This window comes from Wolbachia endosymbiont of Wuchereria bancrofti (assembly GCF_002204235.2).
GTDB lineage: Bacteria > Pseudomonadota > Alphaproteobacteria > Rickettsiales > Anaplasmataceae > Wolbachia.
The window spans coordinates 1-23,273 of sequence record NZ_NJBR02000005.1 but is presented as its reverse complement, the minus strand read 5'-3'; the positions used below and the strand labels follow the sequence as shown (position 1 = coordinate 23,273).

At 34.8% G+C, this 23,273-nt stretch carries 19 protein-coding genes; 11 read left to right on the top strand and 8 right to left on the bottom strand.

From position 1 onward, the window contains the following. The first annotated feature begins 226 nt into the window (after positions 1–226). The 4 genes from CCY16_RS00660 to CCY16_RS06590 are packed head-to-tail and all read left to right on the top strand — an operon-like array spanning position 227 to position 1,125. A complete protein-coding gene (locus CCY16_RS00660; protein WP_088414160.1) occupies positions 227–364 on the top strand; it encodes a recombinase family protein in 138 nt (45 codons plus the stop codon). A 3-nt stretch (positions 365–367) separates the two neighbouring features. Then, positions 368–760 carry a recombinase zinc ribbon domain-containing protein gene (locus CCY16_RS00655; RefSeq protein ID WP_088414158.1) on the top strand — a complete coding sequence of 131 codons (393 nt, stop codon included), beginning with the start codon at positions 368–370 and terminating at the stop codon, positions 758–760. A 60-nt stretch (positions 761–820) separates the two neighbouring features. Beyond that, positions 821–970, top strand: coding sequence for a hypothetical protein (locus tag CCY16_RS05450; RefSeq protein WP_179946007.1), 150 nt, complete (start codon positions 821–823; stop codon positions 968–970). A 20-nt stretch (positions 971–990) separates the two neighbouring features. Further along, positions 991–1,125, top strand: coding sequence for a hypothetical protein (locus tag CCY16_RS06590; RefSeq protein WP_281250487.1), 135 nt, complete (start codon positions 991–993; stop codon positions 1,123–1,125). A 301-nt stretch (positions 1,126–1,426) separates the two neighbouring features. Here CCY16_RS06590 and uvrC read toward each other — a convergent pair whose 3' ends face one another. From uvrC to CCY16_RS05440, 5 genes are all read right to left on the bottom strand, one after another. Continuing rightward, complete coding sequence (gene uvrC, locus CCY16_RS00650; protein WP_088414156.1) at positions 1,427–3,247, bottom strand: excinuclease ABC subunit UvrC; 1,821 nt, start codon at positions 3,245–3,247, stop codon at positions 1,427–1,429. Further along, on the bottom strand, positions 3,232–5,340 hold the full coding sequence (glyS, locus tag CCY16_RS00645; protein WP_088414154.1) for a glycine--tRNA ligase subunit beta: 2,109 nt from the start codon (positions 5,338–5,340) through the stop codon (positions 3,232–3,234). The genes uvrC and glyS overlap by 16 nt, the downstream gene beginning before the upstream one ends. A gap of 3 nt (positions 5,341–5,343) precedes the next feature. Next, entirely contained in the window at positions 5,344–6,183 is an 840-nt protein-coding gene (locus CCY16_RS00640; protein ID WP_088414153.1) for a glycine--tRNA ligase subunit alpha, read from the bottom strand. A gap of 44 nt (positions 6,184–6,227) precedes the next feature. Beyond that, a complete protein-coding gene (locus tag CCY16_RS00635) occupies positions 6,228–6,986 on the bottom strand; it encodes a phosphatidylglycerophosphatase (protein WP_088414151.1) in 759 nt (252 codons plus the stop codon). A 305-nt stretch (positions 6,987–7,291) separates the two neighbouring features. Continuing rightward, positions 7,292–7,429: a hypothetical protein gene (locus tag CCY16_RS05440; protein WP_218916632.1), complete on the bottom strand. Its 138-nt coding sequence runs from the start codon at positions 7,427–7,429 to the stop codon at positions 7,292–7,294. A 299-nt stretch (positions 7,430–7,728) separates the two neighbouring features. Between CCY16_RS05440 and icd the strand changes: the two genes are divergently transcribed. The 7 genes from icd (at position 7,729) to CCY16_RS00600 (ending at position 19,334) form a co-directional block, all read left to right on the top strand. Continuing rightward, positions 7,729–9,156 carry an isocitrate dehydrogenase gene (gene icd / locus CCY16_RS00630; RefSeq protein ID WP_088414149.1) on the top strand — a complete coding sequence of 476 codons (1,428 nt, stop codon included), beginning with the start codon at positions 7,729–7,731 and terminating at the stop codon, positions 9,154–9,156. A gap of 80 nt (positions 9,157–9,236) precedes the next feature. Then, entirely contained in the window at positions 9,237–9,617 is a 381-nt protein-coding gene (locus CCY16_RS05900; RefSeq protein WP_245800654.1) for a hypothetical protein, read from the top strand. 160 nt (positions 9,618–9,777) lie between these two features. After that, entirely contained in the window at positions 9,778–10,293 is a 516-nt protein-coding gene (locus tag CCY16_RS05895) for a hypothetical protein (RefSeq protein WP_245800653.1), read from the top strand. Between the two features lie 264 nt (positions 10,294–10,557). Next, positions 10,558–11,196: an endonuclease III gene (gene nth / locus CCY16_RS00620; RefSeq protein ID WP_088414147.1), complete on the top strand. Its 639-nt coding sequence runs from the start codon at positions 10,558–10,560 to the stop codon at positions 11,194–11,196. A 622-nt stretch (positions 11,197–11,818) separates the two neighbouring features. Then, positions 11,819–13,147 (top strand): tRNA (N6-isopentenyl adenosine(37)-C2)-methylthiotransferase MiaB, encoded by a 1,329-nt coding sequence (gene miaB, locus CCY16_RS00610; RefSeq protein ID WP_088414163.1) that lies wholly within the window; start codon positions 11,819–11,821, stop codon positions 13,145–13,147. 64 nt (positions 13,148–13,211) lie between these two features. Further along, positions 13,212–16,616: a class I tRNA ligase family protein gene (locus tag CCY16_RS00605; RefSeq protein ID WP_088979759.1), complete on the top strand. Its 3,405-nt coding sequence runs from the start codon at positions 13,212–13,214 to the stop codon at positions 16,614–16,616. A 60-nt stretch (positions 16,617–16,676) separates the two neighbouring features. Continuing rightward, the gene (locus tag CCY16_RS00600; protein WP_088414143.1) at positions 16,677–19,334 is read left to right on the top strand and encodes a hypothetical protein; all 2,658 of its coding nucleotides are present in this window, start codon (positions 16,677–16,679) and stop codon (positions 19,332–19,334) included. A gap of 4 nt (positions 19,335–19,338) precedes the next feature. Here the strand turns inward: CCY16_RS00600 and alaS are convergent, their stop codons facing one another. The 3 genes from alaS to CCY16_RS05885 form a co-directional block, all read right to left on the bottom strand. Beyond that, the gene (gene alaS / locus CCY16_RS00595) at positions 19,339–21,966 is read right to left on the bottom strand and encodes an alanine--tRNA ligase (RefSeq protein WP_088414141.1); all 2,628 of its coding nucleotides are present in this window, start codon (positions 21,964–21,966) and stop codon (positions 19,339–19,341) included. Between the two features lie 154 nt (positions 21,967–22,120). Continuing rightward, positions 22,121–22,300: a hypothetical protein gene (locus tag CCY16_RS05890; protein WP_245800652.1), complete on the bottom strand. Its 180-nt coding sequence runs from the start codon at positions 22,298–22,300 to the stop codon at positions 22,121–22,123. Between the two features lie 25 nt (positions 22,301–22,325). After that, positions 22,326–22,646, bottom strand: a complete 321-nt coding sequence (locus CCY16_RS05885) for an SGNH/GDSL hydrolase family protein (RefSeq protein ID WP_143696889.1) — start codon at positions 22,644–22,646, stop codon at positions 22,326–22,328. Positions 22,647–23,273 lie beyond the last annotated feature (627 nt).

Genomic DNA, 23,273 nt, shown 5'->3' with positions numbered 1-23,273 from the left:
TTTTGAGATGAAAGAACGAAATTGCCGAGGGAAAATCTATGCAGCAAGAGAAGGTCGTGTAATGAGTAATAGTTCCTTATGGTTACTGTTATGTAAAGTATATAGTGTGAGGGGAGAGGCAAGGTTTGAAGTTAATTAAGAGGAAGCGGAAATAGTGCATAAACTGTTTGCGTGAGTAGGTCAAGAAAGAGCGACTTTAAGAGAAGCTGTACAATGACTGAAAAAGATGTGTATTATTATACCAAAGGGCAAAAGAGATTGGCATCCAAGTGCAATTAATAGAATCTTGAGGGATCCTGCATACAAAGGGCAAGCAGCATTTAGTAAAACGAAGTTAGGTCCAATAAAAAAAGAAGTGGAGTAGGAAATGCGCAAAAAAAGCTATTCCGTCTATCATAATGACCGAGAAAGTTGGATCAATATAACAATACCAAATGTAATTGGAGAAAAATTATTTGATGCAGTACAAGAACAACTGGCTGAGAATAGGAAAAGAGCAAGAGTACGGAAGAGTAAAGGAACGTCTTTACTTCAAGAGTTGGTTATATGTTGGCGTTGTAGATATACCTATCACAGTGTAAAAAGTGGCGATATTAAAAGAAGCTACTATCGTTGTAGTGGTCCTAACCTTTATTATTGTTATAGTGAAATCAGAAGATGTAGTGGTAAGCTAATTCGTGCAGGAATATTGGAAACTCCTGCCTGGGAAGAAGTGGAAAACTTATTAAAAGAGCCAAACAGAATTATAAAGGAGTACTAGCATAGAATTTCAGAGCATAGAAAGCCACTGGATAAAGCGTTTGAAAAACAGAAAGGTAGATTGAATAGAGATATTGAGATACCCATTGATGGCTATACCACAAAACATAATCTTGAAGAGGAAGAAAGGAGATTAAATCAAAGTATTGAAAGGCTCACTTACGGTTATAATAAAGGGAATATAGAAACAAGGGAGAGTTTGAGCGGATAATAAAAAAGAGAGAGGAAGATTTGGAGAAAGTTAAAAAGCAAAAGGAAAAGATAAAAAATCAGGAAGCAGTACAACGGGAGTTGGCTAGTATTACAAACAGCCTAAAGAGGTTTTTCTCTAGTGTTAAGCAGAGCTTGACCAATTGCATTGGATAGACAGACGTAGTGTAATAAAGAAATTAGTCAAGAGAATTGAGATTAGCCTTGATCGCATAACCATAGTGTTTCAAATAAAAAAATTTGTCTAACCTTACCTAAAATGGATGAAGTCAAAATATATAATGTTATCACAGGAGTTTTGATTCAATATAAACCCTAAAAATTGTTGCTTTCATTATCTCGCTCCTTAAAAGATTATAAACAGGTTCTTAAGATGAGATGGACTCAATAAGGTGCAATGTGGTTTGAGGCAAAAATTTAAAGTCTTTTCGCTTGTATCTCAACTACACCTCTGCATCTATTCTTTATTATTTACGTGTTTAAGGATAACTTCTGCTAACTCCTTACTAATTCTAGCTACACTTTGAATTTCAGCTAGAGAAGCTTTGCTTATGTTTTCTACCGAACCAAAATGAGACATCAACGCATTTTTTCTTTTGTTACCGATGCCGGTTATTTTGCTTAACGGTGAAACAAAAAACTGCTTATCACGTTTTTTCCTGTGCGAGGTTATTGCAAAACGATGAGCTTCGTTGCGTAGTGATTGTAGGTAAAGCATGACTTTGCTATCATTTTTCAAAGTAAAATCTTCTCTGTTTGGCATATAAAATCTCTCATTTCCTGCATTGCGGTAAGAGCCTTTTGCCATACAAGCAAAAGGAACATTTATATTTAATATGTTTAACACATTCTGTACTACGGAAATATGTCCTGGACCACCATCAATCAGTAGAAAATCAGGAACCACGTCCTTTATATTGCCGGAGAAACGTCTGGTTAGCACTTCCCTCATCATTTTATAGTCATCTCCTAAAATTTCTTCTTTGATAGTAAATTTTCTGTATTCACTTTTTAAAAAACCTTCCTTTCCTGCAACAATCATAACACCAACTTGTTGATTTCCAGATATATGGCTATTATCATAAACTTCGACACGTTTTGGAATATTTGGTAACAGGAAAACTTTACTAAGCTCTTCAAATTTTTCTAGGTTGTTTTTATAATCAGTGAGCTTTTGCTCTAAGCTATGCTGTGAGTTATCATAAACAAATTTTAACAAATCATGTTCTTTTTTACTTTTTGCGTGCAAGGCTTTTATTGGTTTGTGAGTAACGTTACGTAGTGCTTGCTCTATAAATTCCTTACCTGTAACAAAGTCAGAAACATAAATTTGTGCTGGAGGTATGTTAGCTGAATTATACAATTTGATTAAAAAGGTGGATAAAATTTCATCATCTGGATGATCACTACAGTTTTCGACAAAGTAAGGAGTGCTTCCATAGTTATCTTTATTTCTGAATGATAACACACCAATACACGCCAGATCCTCTTTACGTGCAATGCCGAAAAAATCTGCATCTTTTTCAAAAGAAAAATCCATTGACTGCATTTGAATTTGTTCAAGGAACTTTAACCGATCTCTATATATAGCAGCAAGCTCATAGTTCTCTTCTTTGCTACACTTTTCCATTGTAGAGAATAACTGTCTTTTCACTTTCTCATTCCTTCCAAGCAATGTGTCTCGTGTTTGTTTTACTGATTGACAGTAATCATCTTTTGTAATTTTACCAACGCATGGTGCTGAGCAGCGCTTAATTTGATATTCAATACATGGCCTTTTTGTTGAGGAAAAATATTGATCTGAACATACTCTTAAAAGAAAAGTTTTTTGCAATGACAACATAGTTTGCTTAACAGCAGCGACAGATATAAAGGGACCATAATAGTGAAATTCACCCTTTTTGAATTTTCCTCTGTATTGCGCTATTCTTGGGTAATTGTGCTTGGAAATCACTATATGAGGATAAGATCTTCCATCCTTGAATACAATATTGTAAGGTGGCTTCAATGATTTGATTAGCCGTGCTTCAAGAAGTAGTGCATCTATTTCATTTTCAGTGACGAGTACTTCAACCTTAATAACTTGCGAGAGCATAAATTTAGTTCGTTCAGAAAGGTTTTCATATCGAAGGTAGTTAGATAACCTTGATTTTAAGTTTTTTGCCTTTCCAACGTATAAAACTTTGTCCTTATCTCCAATCATTTGATACACGCCACAAGATTGTGGAGATAACTCGATTTGTTTTTTTATTGCTTGAATATTTATGGCATAGCCCATTGTTTAACTTGTATAAGGTTAAAATATGCTACTAAATGAAATGTGGAAACTACATTAGCAAGCAAAGACAATCTATTTCTTCTTAGCTTATCAGAATCGCAGTTGATCTTTACACTGTTCATAAATTGATTAATAAATGGGGTAAAACGGATAAGTTCATCAAGCGCTGCATTAAAGTTGCCACTTTGCATTGCTTGTTTAATGTTTCTACAAGCAGTTATAGCATAATCTGATAATACCATTTCTTCGCTTTCAATTAAAAACTTCTTATTATAGAGTGCACTGTAAGCAGTATTATCATTTTTTTCTGCTTTGTTCACTATGTTACTGACCCTTTTATAAGTGCTCAGGATCTGCTTGCCTTCAGGCGTACTAAGGTAACGATCCAATATAACAGTTTGCTTTTCTGCTGTAAGCAGATCATTAATATCATCTTTACATAATATTGAATCTACAATATCTTGCCTTATATCTCTGTTCTTTAAAATAACCCTGAATCTTCCTAAGCAAAACTTAAGCACCAGCTCTGCTCTACTTAACTTATGGGGGTGATTAACTGACGTTACATCTTTAGTAAATACAAGCTTGGGATATAAAGATACTGATTTATCTATCAATAGCCTGATCGGAATGTGCAAATTATTTTCAAGTATCATTCTAATTACACCCATTGCCATTCTCCGTAAACCAAACTGATCATACGAGCCGGAAATCTTTTCACCTGCTGCAATTAAACCAACCAAACTATCTATCTTATCGGCAATGGACATAACAATTGCAGCAGGAGACTTAGGGCACTCTTGCTCTGGCCCAATTGGCTTATAATGTTCAGTTATAGCTTCCACTATCTCCCTATCTTCTTGGAAATAAGAAGCATAATATCCACCCATTATTCCTTGCAATTCTGGAAACTCTTTTACTATCAATGTTGCTAGATCAGCTTTTGCTAAATATGCGGCACGCCCAATTTTAATTAGTGAAGCACGTGGAACATATATTGCTATATATTTTGATAAAGTTATAATGCGCTTTACTTTTTCTCCAATACTACCGAGAGAAGCATGGAATAATATAGAGTCTAATTTTTTGACATAAAAATCCAGATTTTCCTTTTTGTCCTGGGATATCAAAAATTGGGCGTCAGCAAGACGCGCTTCCAATATTCTTGCATGTCCTTTAACAACTTCATCATTGTTAACATTTACAACAGTAATAAAATGTGAAATTTTCTGTCCATTGCTCAAAGCAAGGTACTTTTGCTGTGTATTAATTATGCTAAGAATTACTTCCTTTGGTAATCCCAATAATTTCTCTTGGTTCACTTCACCAAATAATACGATTGGCCATTCTATAAGTCCTGTCAGTTCATTTAGTAAATAATCATTTTCTTCAAGTTGTAAATTCTGCTCCTTTGTAAATTTGTTAATCTGATCCAATATAAATTGCTTTCTTTTGCCCGGCTGAAGGATTACGTTATTTTTCTCTAGCAATTCGAAGTAGTCTTTAGGTGTTCTAACAGTTAATGCTGTGCCACTTGAGAGAAACCTATGGCCATATGTTATGTTGCATACTGTTACCCCTGCAAAAGATATAGGTATTATCTCGTTATTTAAAGTACATAAAATATTTTTAATTGGCCTAACCCATCTTTCTTTTCTTTCACTCCACCTCATACTTTTTGGCCAAGAGAAACTTTTGAGCATTCCCTCTAGTTGATTTTTGAGGAATTCTTTGATGTTAAATGAGCAAACGTCCTTTTTAAGGTAGTAAAAGTCTACATTATTCACTTTGCGAACAAATAGATCTGTTTCGCTTTTTTTATTCTTCCTTAAAAAACCTTCGATGGCACTTTTTGATGCGTTGACATTTGGTCCTTTAATTTCATTGTTAGAACCTTTTAGCCCAGAAATGCTTATATTGTCAACAAAAAGAGTGATGCGACGTGCCGTTATAAAAACTTCTATAGATGCAAATTTCACATTATTTTTACTGAAAGCATTAGTGATATAACTCTTAACTTGAGCTGCAGCTGAGTTCTGCATTCTCGATGGTATTTCTTCTGAAAGGCATTCAAACAATAATTGTGATGGCATATGTTACTTACTCATATATAACTCACAACATTTTTTTGTCAGCTCTCTCACTCTACCAATATACGCTGTGCGTTCATTTACGCCAAGTACACCTCTTGCATCGAGCAGATTAAGTAGATGACTAGTTTTAACACATTGGTCATAAGCTGCTACCGGTAACTCTTTTTCGATAAGAAATTTACACAGTTTTTCTGTATCTTCAAATTGCTGTTGTACTACTTCGGTATTATAATAGTCTAATGCCAGGTAAGAAAGTTCATACTCTCTTTGCTTAAAAATATCTCCGTAAGTTACACCATTGTCATTCCATATTATATCATAAACATTATTTACACCTTGTATGCACATTGCTAAACGTTCCAACCCATACGCCACTTCACCAGGGATTATTCTGCAGTTAATATCCCCTATTTGCTGTATATAAGTAAGTTGTGTTACTTCCATTCCATTGCATGTCACCTCCCACCCAAGCCCTGATGCGCCAACACTTGGATTTTCCCAATCATCTTCAATAAACTTAATATCATATTTTTCTGTGGATATGCCAAGAGCCTTTAAGCTACTTAAATAGACATCTTGCAAATTATTACCAGATGGTTTTATTATAACCTGGTATTGATGATGTTGATGTAAGCGATTAGGATTGTCACCATAGCGTCCATCTGCTGGCCTAACTACTGGTTGTAGATATGCAATTTTTGTTGGTTTTGCGTCAATTGCTGACATGATTGTTGCAGGATGCAATGTTCCAGCCCCAACCTCAGATGTATATGGGTAGAGTATGATACATCCTTCACCAGCCCAAAAATCTTGTAATTCTTTTATTATGCTTTGTAGATTCACGCAAACCACACACTTTTTATACTGAATATATAAACAAATAAGTACTATTCAATACTTATTTTTCTAACAGTGTTATGTAAATAGTTGCCTAAAACCGCTGAACTTTCTTTCATATACTGAATTATGCTCTTGTTTAGGATAATTGCATTATGCATAATTAGGTCGCAGAATATAAATGCAGTTAAATATAGCAAAATTACTGCATAAAAGGTATGGAAAATCCCTTCAAATGTGATTGATATTGCATTGTTATAACTGAGCTGTATTGAACTTATTGGCCAAGGTTTTATCACTTCCACAAAGTTAAAAAATATATAAGGTATTATAAAAAAGAAGAATAAGTGCATAAAATCATTAAACCAAAATGGACATTGAAGTATCTGCTTGCATACATTCCCATAGAGGTTACTCACAGTATAATAAATTGACATTATTGCTGGCATTGAAAGTGCAACGGTCAGTACCTGTCCTGACGCTATTTGTATTACTATGTTTTCATCACTGCTTGCTGAAGGGTCCTGAGCATGAAAAATAGATATTCCAACTAATTGCAGTATTAACATAACTACTGCCAACTTCATAAAAATAGCAGCCACGACTATGCCGGAACTTGGCATCTTATATAGTATAAAATCGCCTCCATATGTGAGAATTAATGTAATGTCTGCAACAAGTAATATTAAAAAAGAAGACCAATAGTTCTGCCAACCTGGTAAATATCCTATTCCTAGAAAAGAGCTTACTGTTTTAGCAGGAAAAATCTTACCTAATATCTTCCCCAGAATTGTCCACAAAACTCCCATATACTTAAGTAATGTTCAGCTAACAAGACTATAATACTTTATTGTAATAGACTTATCAATAGTTCAAAACACGATTGAAGGGTTTTCCATGATATCGACAGCTAAAGAAAAGTATCAACTAAGTTTATGGTCTATTACTACTGTTTTTGCAATTTTATCGTGAAGAAATTGCTTACGCTGGTTAAAGATTGCAAGTAATATGGTTAAGATTGATTCAACTATGAATAGATTAGAAATATTGAGTAGTGTGTGACAGATTATAAAATACGACACTCCAAAAGCTGCTGTTTTCTTTATTGCTTGTGTTAGAGTAATTTTTCAAGTGTATTCTCGTCTTTTACACGCATGCGAAGTAACAATTGTCCTGGAGTACCACCAAATTCTATTATCGTAAATACATAAAATGTTAATTCCAGTATTACCTCTATTACTTGTATAATCACTGCTTTATCTAAAATTATTTCAGTCACATTGAGTAATAGAGAAGGCGCTCGGTAAATCGAGTAGTAAATCCAATGACAAACCCTATTCCCTATGCTAAGATGTAATCAATGGCAAACGTAAGGATACGTTTTATAGTTCTTGCATAACTTATTTTAGTATCCATACACTGCCCGTGTTTTCTGATGCTATGACTAGTATGAAAGCACATTATTAAATAATAATAAATGTACTAATTTAGATAATATTGACCAGCCCTATTATTTGAATTAATATTAAATCATTTATAGTTAGGGAAGTTATGTCAACGCCAATCACAGTTGCATATGGTGACGGTATCGGACCAGAAATTATGGAAGCGGTGCTGTCGATGCTGCGCGAAGCAGAGGCAAAGATTTCAATAGATGTTATTGAAATAGGAGAGCGTGCTTATAATAAGGAATGGTCTTACGGAATTTCTCCAAGTGGTTGGGAGTCTATTGAAAGAACAAAGGTATTACTCAAGTCTCCGACAACAACTTCACAAGGCAAAGGGCACAAAAGCTTAAACGTTGCACTCAGAAAAAGTCTAGGGTTATATGCAAACATCAGGCCATGCACTTCATATCATCCTGTTATAGAAAATAAATTCGATAGGTTTGATATTGTAGTGATACGCGAAAATGAAGAGGACGTTTATACAGGAATAGAGCATAGGCTCACTGGTGATTCCTACCAGTGCACTAAAATTATTACTAGATCTGGCTCAGAGAAAATATGCAGATACGCTTTTAATTATGCAAAAAGGCACAATAGGAAGAAAGTAACTTGTCTAACTAAAGATAACATAATGAAAATGACCGATGGCACTTTCCATACAGCATTCGATTATATTGCAAAAGAATATCCAGATATAAAGGCGGAACATTATATAGTTGATATTGGAATGGCACGTGTTGCCACAGAACCCGAAAATTTCGATGTTATAGTAACTGAGAACTTATATGGCGATATATTGTCAGACATAGTAGCACAAATCTCAGGTTCTGTAGGGCTTGCTGGAAGTAGTAATATAGGTAGTGAATATGCAATGTTTGAAGCAGTTCATGGTTCTGCTCTTAATATTGCAGGAAAAAATATAGCTAATCCTTCTGGCCTTTTAAATGCTGCAGTGCATATGTTGATCTATATAGGTCAGGCAGATGTTGCAAAATTAGTTTACGATGCATGGCTAAAGACTTTAGAGGATGGGATACACACTGCTGATCTGTATAAAGAGAAGAAGAGTAAACAGAAAGTTGGTACGAAAGAGTTTACAGAGGCTGTTATAGATAATATAGGAAAGAAACCTGGAATATTGCCTGAGCTTATAATTAGCAGTGGTGTAAGTAGTAAAATTAGTAAAATACAAGGTAACTGTGAACAAGACTATAAAGTTAGGAAACTGGTTGGTAGCGACATAACGCTTGCTTGGGACAAATTCAGCAATTTTGATCAAATAGTGAAATTATTTGAATCAAGTAATCCAAAGGTTATAGCAATATACTCAAAAGGGCTGGCGATTTGGCCTGGAGATTCAAAATCTTTGAGTGACCAAGTAACTTGCAGGTTTATTGCAAATAACGAAAAAAAAACTATCACAAACATTGATGTAAACAACCTGCTAATCAAACTTGAAGGAAATAGCTTTGATGTAGTGAGAATGGATAAGTTGTATTTGTATGATGAGAAAGAGGGGTTCTTTTCTTAAGTTATTGTTGAGAGTTTTAGTTGCATGCAATATTTAATTTGTTATGTTAAGAGTACGTAATGCTTGTATAGGATATAGTAGTGAATGGACATTTTAAATTAACTGTTCAGGAGTTTCACGATAACACTGATTTGTTCAGCTTATTGAAAATAAAGGCTGAGCAAGTTGTAGATAAGAATTACGAAGAGCTTAGCAGAATTTTAAAGAAGCAGCATAGGAAATTAATACTTGTAGATCATTCTAATAAAGGTGGAGAAGGAAATAGATTTATATGGATTTATCAGGCTTATGAAGAGCTGAAAAAATATATTAAATCTTTAGAGTCAGGAAATCCCTGTGTTAAAGTTAACGTTAGTGCTGAAGGTGATGGGCATTTAACAGTACGTGAATTTCATTATAGAAAGAAATTATTTGAAAAATTGAATATCACTGAAGAAGAAGCAGTTGGAAAAGTTGCGTAAAATTAATGTCTATATTCAAAGAGTAAAGGCCTTTTGTTTGAAGAAGACTAAAAAACTGGATTAAGCTTATAAGTTAAATGGGAAAAGTTTTACAAGATCCAAGTTTAGGTATCTTCAAAAAAGGGATGGAAATTAAAAAGTTAACACAAGAACTAAATCAATGTCAAGCAAAGCCAGGTATACAATTATCCAATTATATTGTTTCCCTAGAAAAGGTGGAAGTTCAGTTGCAGAGGATAAAAAGGCCTTGGCGTTAGAATTCATAGTGCGTAAAAATGCTTTACTAAATATCGGAAAAGAAAGCACTTTACCTTTAGCTCTATTAACTACCATTACTGTAGGCTGTTACTTGTCATGGTGGATAGTAGCATTTAATATTGTTTGTGAATACGTTATTTATAAGTTAGCGAGCCATTATATGGCTAAGTATGGAAATAGTGAAATTTCTACTTATGGGTTTATGAACAAAATGAACTATATTGCACTAGGCAGTAAACCTCTTTTTACCTATCTTATCGCTGCTTTTTCTGTTTATTTACTTACAACAAATTTTATTGCTAATGGATTAACTGTTGGTGTAGGTATACTTGGTTCTCTGCTTGCATTAGCAATATTAATTGAAGTGCTAGCTCCTGTCTTTTCAAGGGTTATAAAATATATGCTGAAAAACATATAAGAGACTTACTTGAGGAAGGTCCAAAAGATAGAGTACAAAAGGAAACTGATCTGTTAGGGCAGTATGGTACATGAAAACTGTTAATGTCAATAATTATATCCCTTGTTAGGAAGTGTTTTGCAGAGGTGGTAAATAAGCTTGCTGAGAGGGAATTTTGATGAAGTAAATAATGTATCTGGTGTTAACACTAAGCGCTATAACTACGGAACAATTGGATTTGTATGGTAGGATATTACAGTATAATATAAGCTTTTAGCTCTATGCATGGATTCAGAAAAAGTAGAATTGATATTTGAGAAATTAAAGCAATCGAGTCCTATACCGAAAATAGAACTAAGTTATACCAATCATTTTACATTGCTGGTTGCTATAGTTTTATCTGCACGTACAACCGATGTGAGTGTTAATAAAATTACAAAAGAGCTGTTTAGCATCGCTGATACGCCAGAAAAGATGCTGAATCTTGGGCAGAGTGAGCTTAAGAAACGCATAAGCAGTATTGGTTTGTATAATTCCAAAGCAAAAAACATAATTGAGCTCAGCAGAATATTAGTTGAGCGGTACACTAGTAAAGTGCCTGCTAATTTTGACGACTTGGTGTCTTTGCCAGGAGTGGGGAGAAAGAGTGCTAATGTATTCTTAAATTCGGGACTTGGCATTCCAACATTGGCAGTTGATACTCATGTTTTTAGAGTGAGCAATAAAATTGGCCTTGTGAAAGAAAAAGATGTGTTCAAAACAGAGAAATCTCTTTTAAATGTAGTTCCAAAAAAATACCTACTCTATGCTCATCACTGGCTAGTTTTACATGGTAGATATGTTTGCAAAGCACAAAAACCCTTGTGTGAAACATGCACAATTCATGATTTATGTGAGTTTGAGTGCAAAAGGTATAAAGTCTAGTATTTCTTCTCTTGTAGTTTATAGAAATGTGGCTGAAAAACTACTTGATAAACCTTGCCAATCCTTTATCATGAGATTGAAGGTGTTTATTTATCTCAATCTATACAGATTAAACGACAAGAGTATAACGGGGCTGGCGTCTTATTTTTTAATTTTTGTACTATGTACACCTTATGCCTTTATAAATCTTACCTAAATTTCAGGTTTTTACCTATACAAATCGAAACGCACCATAAAACTTTAAGACAGTATAGTACGGCAATTTACAAGATTAGAGAGTGAGCAACTTCTATATGGGGTTCTTTTGCCTTTTTTCTTTACTTGATAAATTTCTTAATATTTGTGGTCCAATGCGTAAAAGTGAGATCCCAGTATCAGCTGCTTGAATGACAAGAAGGGGGGCACTGGAATAACACCACCTTGGTGGACTAAAATTACAATGTTCGTACAGCTATGTACTTGACACTAGGATCGAGTTTTTCGTATTATATTCCATAAAAATCTATTATACTTACTTGTGATAAGTCCACTAGCGTCATGTGCTGGAACGATATCGGTGTATGTGTTTAGACATTTACGTATAGAGTAAAAGGATTAAAAAAACATGCCAAATAATAAAAGCATGAAAGGCTTATATATCAAAACTTATGGCTGTCAAATGAACGTTTATGACTCCGTTTTAATGGAAAATATAATTAAACCTTTGGGGTTCAACGTTGTTAACGATGCAGAAAAAGCTGATTTGGTAATACTTAATACCTGTCATATTAGAGAGAAAGCAGCAGAAAAGCTTTATTCTGAGCTTGGAAAAATTCATTCATCACGAAAAAATAAAGAAATTACTATAGTGGCAGCGGGATGTGTTGCACAAGCAGAGGGAGAAGAAATATTTAGAAGAGCACCTTTTGTTGATATTGTTGTTGGCCCACAGAGCATAGCTACCCTGCCAGAGCTGATAGTTAAAGCAAGCAGAAGTAAAGGTCATGTGATAAACACTGATTTTCCTGAGGTTGTGAAGTTTGATAGATTACCGGATGAATGCTATGGTAATAGCCAAGGATCTTCTGCATTTCTTTCCATACAAGAGGGTTGTGATAAATTTTGTACATTTTGTGTGGTGCCATATACTCGCGGAGCTGAATATTCACGGCCAGTAAATGAAATATTCCGTGAAGCATTGAAATTAGTTGCAAATGGGGCAAAAGAAATCAATTTACTTGGTCAGAACGTCAATGCTTATCATGGCGAATGCAAAGGGGAAGTGTGGGATTTAGGAAAATTAATTAGTCATATTGCTAAAATTGAAAAACTAGAAAGAATTCGCTATACGACTTCTCACCCAAGGGATATGCATGAGTCTCTTTACTTGGCACATGCGGAGGCACCAAAACTTATGCCATTTATTCACCTGCCTGTGCAGTCAGGTTCGAGTAAGATATTGCGTGCGATGAACAGAAAACACACTGCAGAGGAATATTTAGAAATAATAGAAAGGTTTCGCAAATTGAAACCCAAAATCGAATTTTCTTCTGACTTTATCGTTGGTTTTCCTGGAGAAACCGAAAAAGACTTTGAAGAGACTATAAAATTAGTGGAAAGAGTTAGGTACGCTCAGGCTTATAGCTTTAAATACAGCACAAGGCCAGGTACGCCAGGGGCAGAAAGAAAAGATCAGGTACCAGAAAAGGTTAAAACAGAACGCCTTCTTCATTTACAGAAGTTGATTAGTAAGCAACAACTTGAGTTTAACCAGAGTATGGTAGGTAAAACTGTACCTGTTCTATTTGGCGATAAAAAAGGTAAATACCAAAACCAAATTATTGGTAAAAGCCCGTATATGCAATCTGTGTGCATTGATGATCCTGAAGATAAATGTAGAGATAAGGTAGTGAATGTAAGGATATTGGAAGCTTGGCAAAATAGTCTATTAGGGTGTGAACTACAGGAATGAATTTATTTTTTTGAATTTGTGATTTTCCAGAAAGTTATATACTCTTTAGTTTTAAATAGTGAACGTGAAGCCAAAGCATTATCCTGATACACCAAGCAGCCCTGATTTTTCATCATTAGAAAAGGAAATCATAAAATTTTGGCAGGAAAACAAAATTTTTGAGCAGTCAGTTGAGAAACGTTCTAAGGATAATTGTTTTGTCTTTTACGATGGACCTCCATTTGCAAATGGACTTCCACATTATGGGCACTTACTCACTGGTTTCATAAAGGATGCATTTGCGAGATATCAAACTATGCTTCAAAAAAAGGTTGAACGTAGATTTGGTTGGGATTGTCATGGGCTGCCAGCTGAGATGGGGGCAGAAAAGGAACTTGGAATATCTGGCAGAACTGAGATAGAAAAATTTGGCATTGAAAAATTCAATAACTATTGCCGTACTTCTGTGATGAAATTTTCATCAGAATGGGAAAAGTATGTAAATAGGCAGGCAAGGTGGGTAGATTTTCATAATGACTATAAGACCATGGATAAGTCATTCATGGAGTCGGTCATATGGGCGTTTAAGCAGCTTTATGATAAAGGTCTGGTATATGAATCGGTACGCGTTGTTCCATATAGTTGGGCATGTGAAACTCCGTTATCTAATTTTGAAACAAGGCTTGATACTGCATATAGAGAAAAGACTAGCAAAGCTGTAACTGTTGCATTTGAGCTTTTAGAAAATCCACGGCAGTTTAAACAAAAATGTAAATTACTTGCCTGGACTACAACTCCTTGGACGTTGCCGAGTAACTTGGCTTTAGCGATAGGAAAAGATATTGAGTATTGTGCAGTGTCAGTTCACTCTTTAGTGTCATTCCAGCACGTGACACTGGAATCTAAAGAAAAAGAAACCTGGATCCCAGTGTCAAGAACTGGGATGACAGAAGAAGGCACTGAGATGATAACAGAGGACAATGAAGTAAGTCTAGTAAATAATGAGATATATATCTTTGCTGAAGACTACCTGGAAAAATTTATCGGTCATTGTGAACAAAACAATATTCCATATGAAAACTGCAATACAAAACTTAAAGCAGATGATCTAGCAGGTCTTTCTTATAAGCCACTGTTTGATTATTTTAAAGGTACGAAGAATGCATTTCGTGTTTTCATTGCTGATTATGTTACAGGAGAAGATGGTACTGGTGTTGTACACACTGCTCCTGGGTTTGGTGAAGAAGATTTTTACTTATGTCAAAGCCATGATATTCCAGCCATTTGTCCAATTGATAACAGTGGAAGATTTACTGCTGAAGTTTCAGATTTAACAGGAATTCATGTTTTTGATACCAATGATGCGGTAATAAAGAAGTTAAAAGAGCAAGGAAATTGGTTCAAAACTGAACAATGCATACACAATTATCCTCACTGCTGGAGGACTGACACTCCTTTGATTTATCGCACTATGCCTTCTTGGTACGTTGCTGTAACAAAGCTCAAGGAGAGAATGACTGAGCTGAATAAGAGAATTAATTGGATACCAAACCACATAAGAGATGGTCAATTTGGAAAGTGGCTTGAAAGGGCGCACGATTGGTCGATTTCTCGCAACCGATTTTGGGGTACACCAATTCCTATATGGAAATCAGATGATGCAAGATATCCAAGGGTGGATGTATATGGTTCAATAGCAGAATTAGAAAGAGATTTTGACGTTAAAGTGAATGATTTACACAGACCATTTATCGATTCTTTAACAAGACCAAATCCTGATGATCCAACAGGAAAATCGATTATGCGTCGTGTGCCTGACGTGTTTGACTGTTGGTTTGAATCTGGCTCGATGCCATTTGCACAGGTCCACTATCCGTTCGAAAATAAAGAGTGGTTTGAGAGTAATTTCCCCGCAGATTTTATCACTGAATATATAGCACAAACAAGAGGGTGGTTCTATACGCTTTTTGTGTTATCCACTGCTTTATTTGACAGTGAACCGTTTAAGAACTGCATATGTCACGGTGTAGTTCTCGATGTAAAAGGACAAAAATTATCCAAACGTTTAAATAATTATACAGACCCGATGGAGGTTTTTGATAAATATGGTTCTGATGCACTGCGTTTTCTTATGCTTTCTGGATCTATTGTTTGTGGTGGCAATTTGTTGCTTAATAAAGAAGGAAGCTCAATACGGGACGTTCTGAAAAATGTAATGAAACCTATTTGGAACAGTTATCACTTTTTTACCATGTATGCAAACGCAGACGGAATTAAAGCTGAAGTTTGTAAGGAATATAAAAGTACTATTGATTCTTACATGATTTTCAAATGCTTTGAAGCTGTGGAAGGTATCCAAGCTTCTATGAGCAACTATAATTCCCAAGAAGCTTGTAAGATTCTGATAGATTTTTTTGAAGTGCTAAATAATTGGTATATTCGTCGCAGTCGTGAGCGTTTTTGGAAAAGTAACTTGGACCAAGATAAAATTGATGCTTACAATGTTCTATATACAGTTTTTTATTACATATTAAGAGCCGCGGTTCCTTTGTTGCCACTTATAACAGAGACTATATGGCAGGGGCTTAAGTATAAAGAAACATCTGTTCATTTGGCTGATTTTCCACAGTTAGAGAGGTATAATAGTGAACTCATTGCCAAAATGGATTTGGTAAGAGAAATATGCAACTCTGCATTGTCTATTAGAAACACTTTCAATATACGCGTCAGACAGCCACTTGGCAGTATGATTGTTTATCATCAGTCTTCCTGCAGTTTTCTTGAAAGTGAGCCGCTTTCTGTTGTTATTCCAAAATTCTCTCCTGTTACCCCAATGCATGACACTGGGACCCAGAAAGAGAAAAAATGGTCAAACGCCGAGATGAAAACTAGCATGAATGAATATCAAGAGATGATAAAAGATGAAGTAAACGTGAAAGAGCTAAAGTTAGTAAATAGCCTTGAAGGTATCGCATCATTGGAGTTGAAACTAAACTTCCCTATGCTTGGGAAAAGAATTCCAGACAAGGTCAAGAAACTAGTTCAATATGTCAAGGAGGGGAAATGGAAGCAAGTTGATAATGAGCAAGTATTTTTAGGTAATGAGTCAGAAAGCTACATTATAGAGAAAGACGAATACGAGCTATTATTAAAGACGAACAGTGAATACTCTTCTGTGTTTGGTGACAACAAAGGGATTATTATCCTGAATACTGCCTTAGATGATGCTCTGGTTCTAGAGGGGCTTGCAAGAGATGTTGTAAGGCTTATTCAGGAAGCCAGAAAGCAAGCTGACTTTCATATATCCGATAGAATCAGAGTAATAATCAAAACCGAAGATGAGAAAATTAAAAGAGCAATAAATACGTGGGGTGAGTATATAAGAGAGCAGACTCTTTCCTTATCTTTAGAAATTAATATAGAAATTGGAGCCAACTTTTATTCTAAAGAATACCAAGATTTAATTGTTGGTATCGAGTTAAATTGTTAATAGTTGTAAATTGTCAGCATTTATGCTATACTTAAGGTAATTAAGGTAAAGTGATATAATATGAATACTGTTGTAGGTTGTGAAAAAGTTTTTAGCTCAAATAACAATAAAGAAGAGCCTATTGTTACTTCAGGAGAACAACAACCTCTTTCTAGTTTGGAAGAAAAGAAGAAATTGTTAGCTGGGTTTGATATTCCACTGAGTATATTTCATTATAAAAGTTATGACTCTGACTTTTTCACTTCCTGGTGTAATGTATCAAGTGAAATATTTAAGGAGATAAATAGAGCTTGCCCGGAAAAACAGGTGCTGAATTTAGCTCTATCTGTTTTAATGCTTCCTTATATCGCTTTTACTGCATTAGGGTTAGTTACATATAACAGGTTTAAAACAAACGATGAAACACAGAATAGTTCAGAGGAAAATAAAACAAAAAAGAGCGAAGTAAGTGAAAGTACAATAAAAAGATTAGCATGTGGTGTCCTTGCCGCAATAGCAATTCTTGTTAACATAGCTGTGCTTGTAGTATTAATTATTCCTGCAACGCTCGCCTTGGCTACTTTTTATCTTTTGAATAAAGAATTATCTTATTCTTTGATTGCTGCTCTTAAAGTAAGTATGGGGTTGTATTATAATGAACACCAAAATGTTGAGATATCTTTTCATGAAACAGAAGTTACTGGGCCAAACATTACATGGAATATGGAAATGAAATTTCCGTCACAATTTGAGCAGTTGCTTAGAGATTTATGTGAAGATAAAAATGATAAACCATTTGTTATACGGGATTCAGAACATAATACCGTGCTGAAGTTATCAGCTAATATCCATTTAAGAAATGGTCTTGTGCCTTTGCGTAATGAGATCAAGGAAGTGCTTGAGACTTCAATTCAGGAGTTCGCAAGAACTATGGAGGAGCTGATAAAAATAGAAAAGAAAGATATTACTTACGATAAGCTGAAGGAACTGTTGAATGGATTCAGACTAAAAGTAGTGAATAGTGTAGGTCCTAAATTGACAAGTCACTTAATACAGGATGCTTACGGAGTTGCCTTTATACAGGCAATCAAGATTGCACAGGGAGAGGGAATAAGAAAGGAAGGTTTTTCGTTAGAGGAAAGGCTGAAAGAAGTATTAGTAAAGCAAGAATTAAAAAGCCAAGGTAAGGAGTTATCAAGTAAAAAAGATATTATAATAGAAGATTTGGAAAATGCAGGGGTAGAAGTACCAAAAGACTTAAAAGAATATGAGTTTTCTGTGTATGAAGCGGAATGGAAGTACAACAAAGAAGTACGTAAAAGAACATTTATTGAGGTTTCTGAGAATAAGTATCTTCAAGAAACAAGGACGGCTCTAGGTAATGCAAAAGAAGAAATTCGATATTTAAAAGAGGTAGTATTGAAAAGATATAATGATATATGTAAAGAATTGGAAGAAATGCATGAGAATTGGAGAAACAGTAACTTAAAAGGTGGTGCCTTAAAAAGGAGATTAGAAGATCTTTTTAAATTAGAACACGATGATCAAGAGATTGAGCAAAGGTTAATAGAGTCAAGAATAAAAGCTATTCGGACTCTACTGAGTAGATTAGATGATAGAGTAAAGCAGTCCTTAGTGGAAGAGCTTGATGGGCTGAAAGCAAAAACTTCAGGTGAAGTAAATGGCTTTGTAGAAAAGACGTATTTAGAGATAAAACAATATGAAGTGCAAAGATTACTTCAAGAACAAAAGAGGGGTGTTCTGGATTTATGCAGGATATTGAAAGAATATGAGCCAGATCTAGCAGAAATGATTGAGGCTTCCCGCAAGCAGGAACAAGAAAATTTAGAAATAGAACAAACACTAAAAGGTCAAAATGAGTGTTTAAAAACTAAACTAAATGGTAGGGAAAAAGGGCATCCGTGTACAAAATCAATAAAAGTGTTCTTAGAAAGGAATGAAAGAATTCTAAAAGCATTAGAACAATTAGAGTTATGTAAAGAATGGTTATTAATAAATGAAAAAACAAAAAATGATTACAAAGAAGAGCTAACGTCTCGAGAAAAAATAAAATTTGCAATAATAGAAGATGAGTTGCTAGATGTATTCAAGAGGAATGAAGCCTTTGATGGGGAGGCAATCAAAAAATTATTAGAAAAAGCAGAACTTGAGTATTATTTAGCAGAGAAATGCATCAAATATCCTGTGATTAAAACGAAAGATAACGTCAAACATTTTTGTCAAGTTTTATTGTCTCCTTTGATAGGCAATTTGGCGGGAAATATAATAAATAATGTACCAAAGGATAATAAAAGTGGACTTTCACGGTTTTGGGGCTCTTGCAAAGTTGGTTTAGGCTATATTAAAATGGGCTGGTCAGCCACGAAAAAGAATGAAAGTACAGAAGGAAGAGCATTAGATATGGCGCATGATACTTATAAGGAAGTAGAGACATTGCTTAAATATTTTGAGTTGAGTTATGAAGAAATGGGAGCTTTAGTAGGTGATGTATTTTCTGATGATGGTGAAACATTTAAAAAGGATATATGGCCTAAGATAAAAGATCATCTGTGTGGAATGTGGGATAGATTTTTTAAGGATATTGAATTCACATTAATCAGCAAGGATAAAAACATCTGTCAAGAAACAGAAAGAGCAGTAAGCACTAAATTGAATGGGCTTGTAACACAGGAACATAAGAATTCCGTTAACGAGCTTTGCTCAGCAGCAGGTGCATAATACACTATCTTGTTAAGTAACTGTAAATAGCTGTGAAAATATCACTACTATCACAGCCTGTTTGAGTAAGCTCAGCGTTTCCACCACAAACTCTCCCAGTTACGGTAGATACCAGTTCTTTCGTGCTAATTTTATCGACTAAATCTTTACTTACTTTAACGATCAACACTGTTTTATTTTTCTCCATTGCCGTAAAAGCTATTACCGTTTTTGGTTTTTGTTGCTGTAAAATGAATTCCCTTACTATATTTGCTGGAATGTCAGTAAAAGAGTGGCTTACGAAATTCATTCCATTTATTTCAATGCTTTTTATGTTTTCTGTGCTTACAAGCTTTTTGTAGAGGCTTTTTATTTTAGTTTCGGACTCTTTGCGCTCTTGGTTTAAAATACTTAACCGGCTTGTTATTTCATTTACTGGCGCTTTTACGAGTTCTGCAATTTTTTTTAAGTTGATTTCATTATCACGTGCATAACTAATTGCTTCTTGACCGGTTAAAGCTTCGATTCTTCTTACCCCAGATGCAATGGAACATTCTATTACTATCTTAAACAAACCAATTTCTCCAGTACGCTCTACGTGTGTGCCACCACATAACTCTTTTGAATCTCCAATGTTTACAACTCTAACTTGATCGCCATATTTTTTGCCGAACAGCGCCATAGCTCCTTCATCTATTGCCTGATTCACGCTCTGAATTTTCGTAAATGCGGAAAGATTTTCTCTGATTAAAGAGTTTACCATATCTTCTATTAAAGACAGCTGGTCGTGAGTAACTTGAGTGTTATGACTGAAGTCAAATCGTAATCTATCTGGTGCAACTAGGGAACCTTTTTGAGTGACATGATCACCCAAGATTTTTCTTAATGCAAAGTGCAGAAGATGTGTAGCTGAGTGATTTCTTCTTAGGTTTTGCCTTCTTTCCTTGTCAGTGCTTGCTGTAACTATGTCATCTTTACAAATCGAGCCAGATTTAACTATGCATCTGTGCAAGTATAGGTCATTAACTTTATTGGTATTCTCTACTATAGCTATACCTTTAGTAATATGATCGCATGACCTATCATTTTTTTTCTGGATCCTAGTATCAAGCACTGGGATGATAGAAGGGATAATGAAACTACCAGTATCTCCTACCTGTCCACCTGATTCGCCATAAAAAGGTGTTTTATCAAGTATAATGGTTATCTTCTCTCCCTCTTTTGCAGAATCAATTATTTCATTTTTAGAGGAAAGTATGACTAGTACTTTTGCATCCTTTATCTCACTAAACTCATAACCAACAAATTCTGTTTTGCCAAATTTATCAATCAAATTAAACCATACTTGCTCAATGAATTTTTCACCAGATCTGGCCCATTTAGCACGTGCTCTTTCTTTCTGTCCTTCCATTGCATTATCAAAACCTTTTTGATCGAAATTTATTTTTCTTTCTTTTAAAATATCGAGTGTGATATCTAAAGGAAACCCGTAAGTGTCATATAGCTTAAACGCTGACTCTCCCGATAAAGTATCGCCTGGTTTTAAATCTGTAGTGCATTTATTCAAAAGATTAATACCTTTCATCAGAGTGTCTTTAAAGTTTTCTTCCTCTGATTTTAATGTCATTTCTATTAAGCTTTTAGCTCTGATTAATTCAGGATAGACACCTCCCATATAAGCTGAACTTGTGCTATCTATCAGCACTGGAAAAATGCGATGGAGTAGGGGATCATTATATCCAAGTTGATGAATGTAACGCACGGCTCTCCTGATTAATCTGCGTAATATATAATGCCTACCTTCATTTCCAGGGAGTACCCCTTCTGCAATAAGAAACGCAGCTGCACGAAGGTGATCTGCAATGACCTTATGTGCTGCTTTATTCTCTACATCTCCACAGTATTCCTGTAATTTACTTATCAGAGCGGAAAATAGATCAATGTCATAGTTATCATAGACGTTTTGCATTACAGCAGCTATTCTCTCAAGGCCCATACCAGTATCGATGCATTTTTTTGGCAATTTTTGCAAATTGCCTTCCTCATCTTTATTAAATTCCATGAATACTAGATTCCAGATTTCAACAGTTCTGTCATCGTCCTGTAGATTAGGCTTTGCATAGTCGTAAAAAATTTCAGAACATGGTCCACATGGGCCAATGTTGCCCATACTCCAAAAATTGTCATCTGTTGCAATCCTGATGATTTTATCGTTTGAAAAGCCACTTACCTTACGCCAAATTTCGTACGACTTATCATCAGTATGGTAGATGGTTATGGACAATCTGTTTTTATCAAGAGACAGTTCTTCAGTGATAAATTTCCACGCAAATTCTATCGCAGTTTCTTTGAAGTAATCACCGAAACTAAAATTTCCGAGCATTTCAAAAAATGTGTGGTGTCGAGTTGTATAGCCGACATTTTCAAGATCGTTATGTTTACCGCCTGCTCTCAGACACTTTTGACTTGAGACAGCACGTTTTATGTCAGTTTTTTGTATACCGGTAAAGATGTTTTTAAACTGCACCATGCCAGCATTTGTGAACATAAGCGTTGGGTCATGTTCTGGAATTAAAGGAGAAGAAAAAACCTGCTTGTGGTTATTACGTACAAAAAATTTTATAAATCTTTCTCTAATTTCATTTAGCTTCATTATTTTTACTGAGATTATCTATGCATAATAAGTTGCAATGATAGTAAAATCAATTTATCAATCAATCTGGTTACAAGAGTACATTCTCTTGTTATTTAGTGTGAATTAACTCACATTCATCGCTTTTAATCAAGCGTATATTTCACTACCAACTTTATGGTGAGATTCCGCAGTTTGAATGGAAACAGTCAAAAAAGAAATAGTTCTTTAGTGTTTCTTTACTACACCCAGGATTATAGTGAGCGTCAAGTTTTCCTTTTAGGATCAACTTTAAAAGTATTTTTATGTTTTCCTTAAATCCTCTAAATTGATCTGCAACATCCGATATACACACATCTTGATAACTTAAACCTTTGCTCTTAATATTTGCTGAGCATATTTTTCATTTTAGAGTTAAGGTCAAATACTTTTGTTTCAAGATCTGTACTTTTCCTTATATCATCTAAACCGTTAGCTAATTTTACATTGAAACTCTCTGTGAGTTCTGTAGCTAGTGCCTTTGCTTTTCCATTTTTGTTAAAAGCTAGTATTAAGTCAATGTCAGAAGCATTTGTAACAACTACATACTGAGCACCCTGTTCGTTGAGAACATTAAGTGCATTACATATTTCACTAACTGCCTGCTCCAGTATCTCCTCAGCTCTAGTATTGTCATAGGTAGTAGCAACCCATAATATCATTGTTGGTTAGCTAAACGAAATTTGTTGAAGAAATAGGAATAAATAAAGGCGGGAATTTTGGATACTGCTACATATGAAATTAAGTAATTTTGATCTTGCTGTCCGTGGTGCCCACCAAAGGGTAAATAACTCCATCCAGGTTTAAACTATTCTAAATTTAAATACTTTGCTACGTATTCAACAGCAGTAGGACTATTACTGAAAGACCTGCCTTGATAATGCCTTGATAAAAAGGGTCATCAAATTTTACGCTTCTTGCAAAAGAGAATATTTCTAAGATTCCACAAAACGTACTATTATCGAGTAAACTGTCACCCAGAACATAAAAACTTTTATACCTTCTATAAGTTATATGCAATCATGTTATTTAACATGGAATTCGTGAAAAAGAGTGGAAAATGTTGACGTGTAATTTTTTATACTTCCACTTTAAACTTTGTTGTGTGTCCCCTTTATCTTAACCCTTGTAAACAGGCGTTTCATTTTATTTCAAAATAGCCTAACTTTCTCTTCTCTTTTTCTTCTGTGAGGTCAGTCTTATAAAAACTTTGCTTTTCATAACTAAAAACTTATATTTTAGGTTTGATATAAATCTTTAGCTATAAATATTTAAGAAATTTACTAAAT

Bases quoted from the DNA above. Each gene is read 5' to 3' on its own strand.
- CCY16_RS00660 (WP_088414160.1), top strand. From the start codon at position 227: ATGTGTATTATTATACCAAAGGGCAAAAGAGATTGGCATCCAAGTGCA.
- CCY16_RS00655 (WP_088414158.1), top strand. From the start codon at position 368: ATGCGCAAAAAAAGCTATTCCGTCTATCATAATGACCGAGAAAGTTGG.
- uvrC (WP_088414156.1), bottom strand. From the start codon at position 3,247: ATGGGCTATGCCATAAATATTCAAGCAATAAAAAAACAAATCGAGTTA.
- glyS (WP_088414154.1), bottom strand. From the start codon at position 5,340: ATGCCATCACAATTATTGTTTGAATGCCTTTCAGAAGAAATACCATCG.
- CCY16_RS00635 (WP_088414151.1), bottom strand. From the start codon at position 6,986: ATGGGAGTTTTGTGGACAATTCTGGGGAAGATATTAGGTAAGATTTTT.
- icd (WP_088414149.1), top strand. From the start codon at position 7,729: ATGTCAACGCCAATCACAGTTGCATATGGTGACGGTATCGGACCAGAA.
- CCY16_RS05895 (WP_245800653.1), top strand. From the start codon at position 9,778: ATGTCAAGCAAAGCCAGGTATACAATTATCCAATTATATTGTTTCCCT.
- nth (WP_088414147.1), top strand. From the start codon at position 10,558: ATGGATTCAGAAAAAGTAGAATTGATATTTGAGAAATTAAAGCAATCG.
- miaB (WP_088414163.1), top strand. From the start codon at position 11,819: ATGAAAGGCTTATATATCAAAACTTATGGCTGTCAAATGAACGTTTAT.
- CCY16_RS00600 (WP_088414143.1), top strand. From the start codon at position 16,677: ATGAATACTGTTGTAGGTTGTGAAAAAGTTTTTAGCTCAAATAACAAT.
- alaS (WP_088414141.1), bottom strand. From the start codon at position 21,966: ATGAAGCTAAATGAAATTAGAGAAAGATTTATAAAATTTTTTGTACGT.
- CCY16_RS05885 (WP_143696889.1), bottom strand. From the start codon at position 22,646: ATGATATTATGGGTTGCTACTACCTATGACAATACTAGAGCTGAGGAG.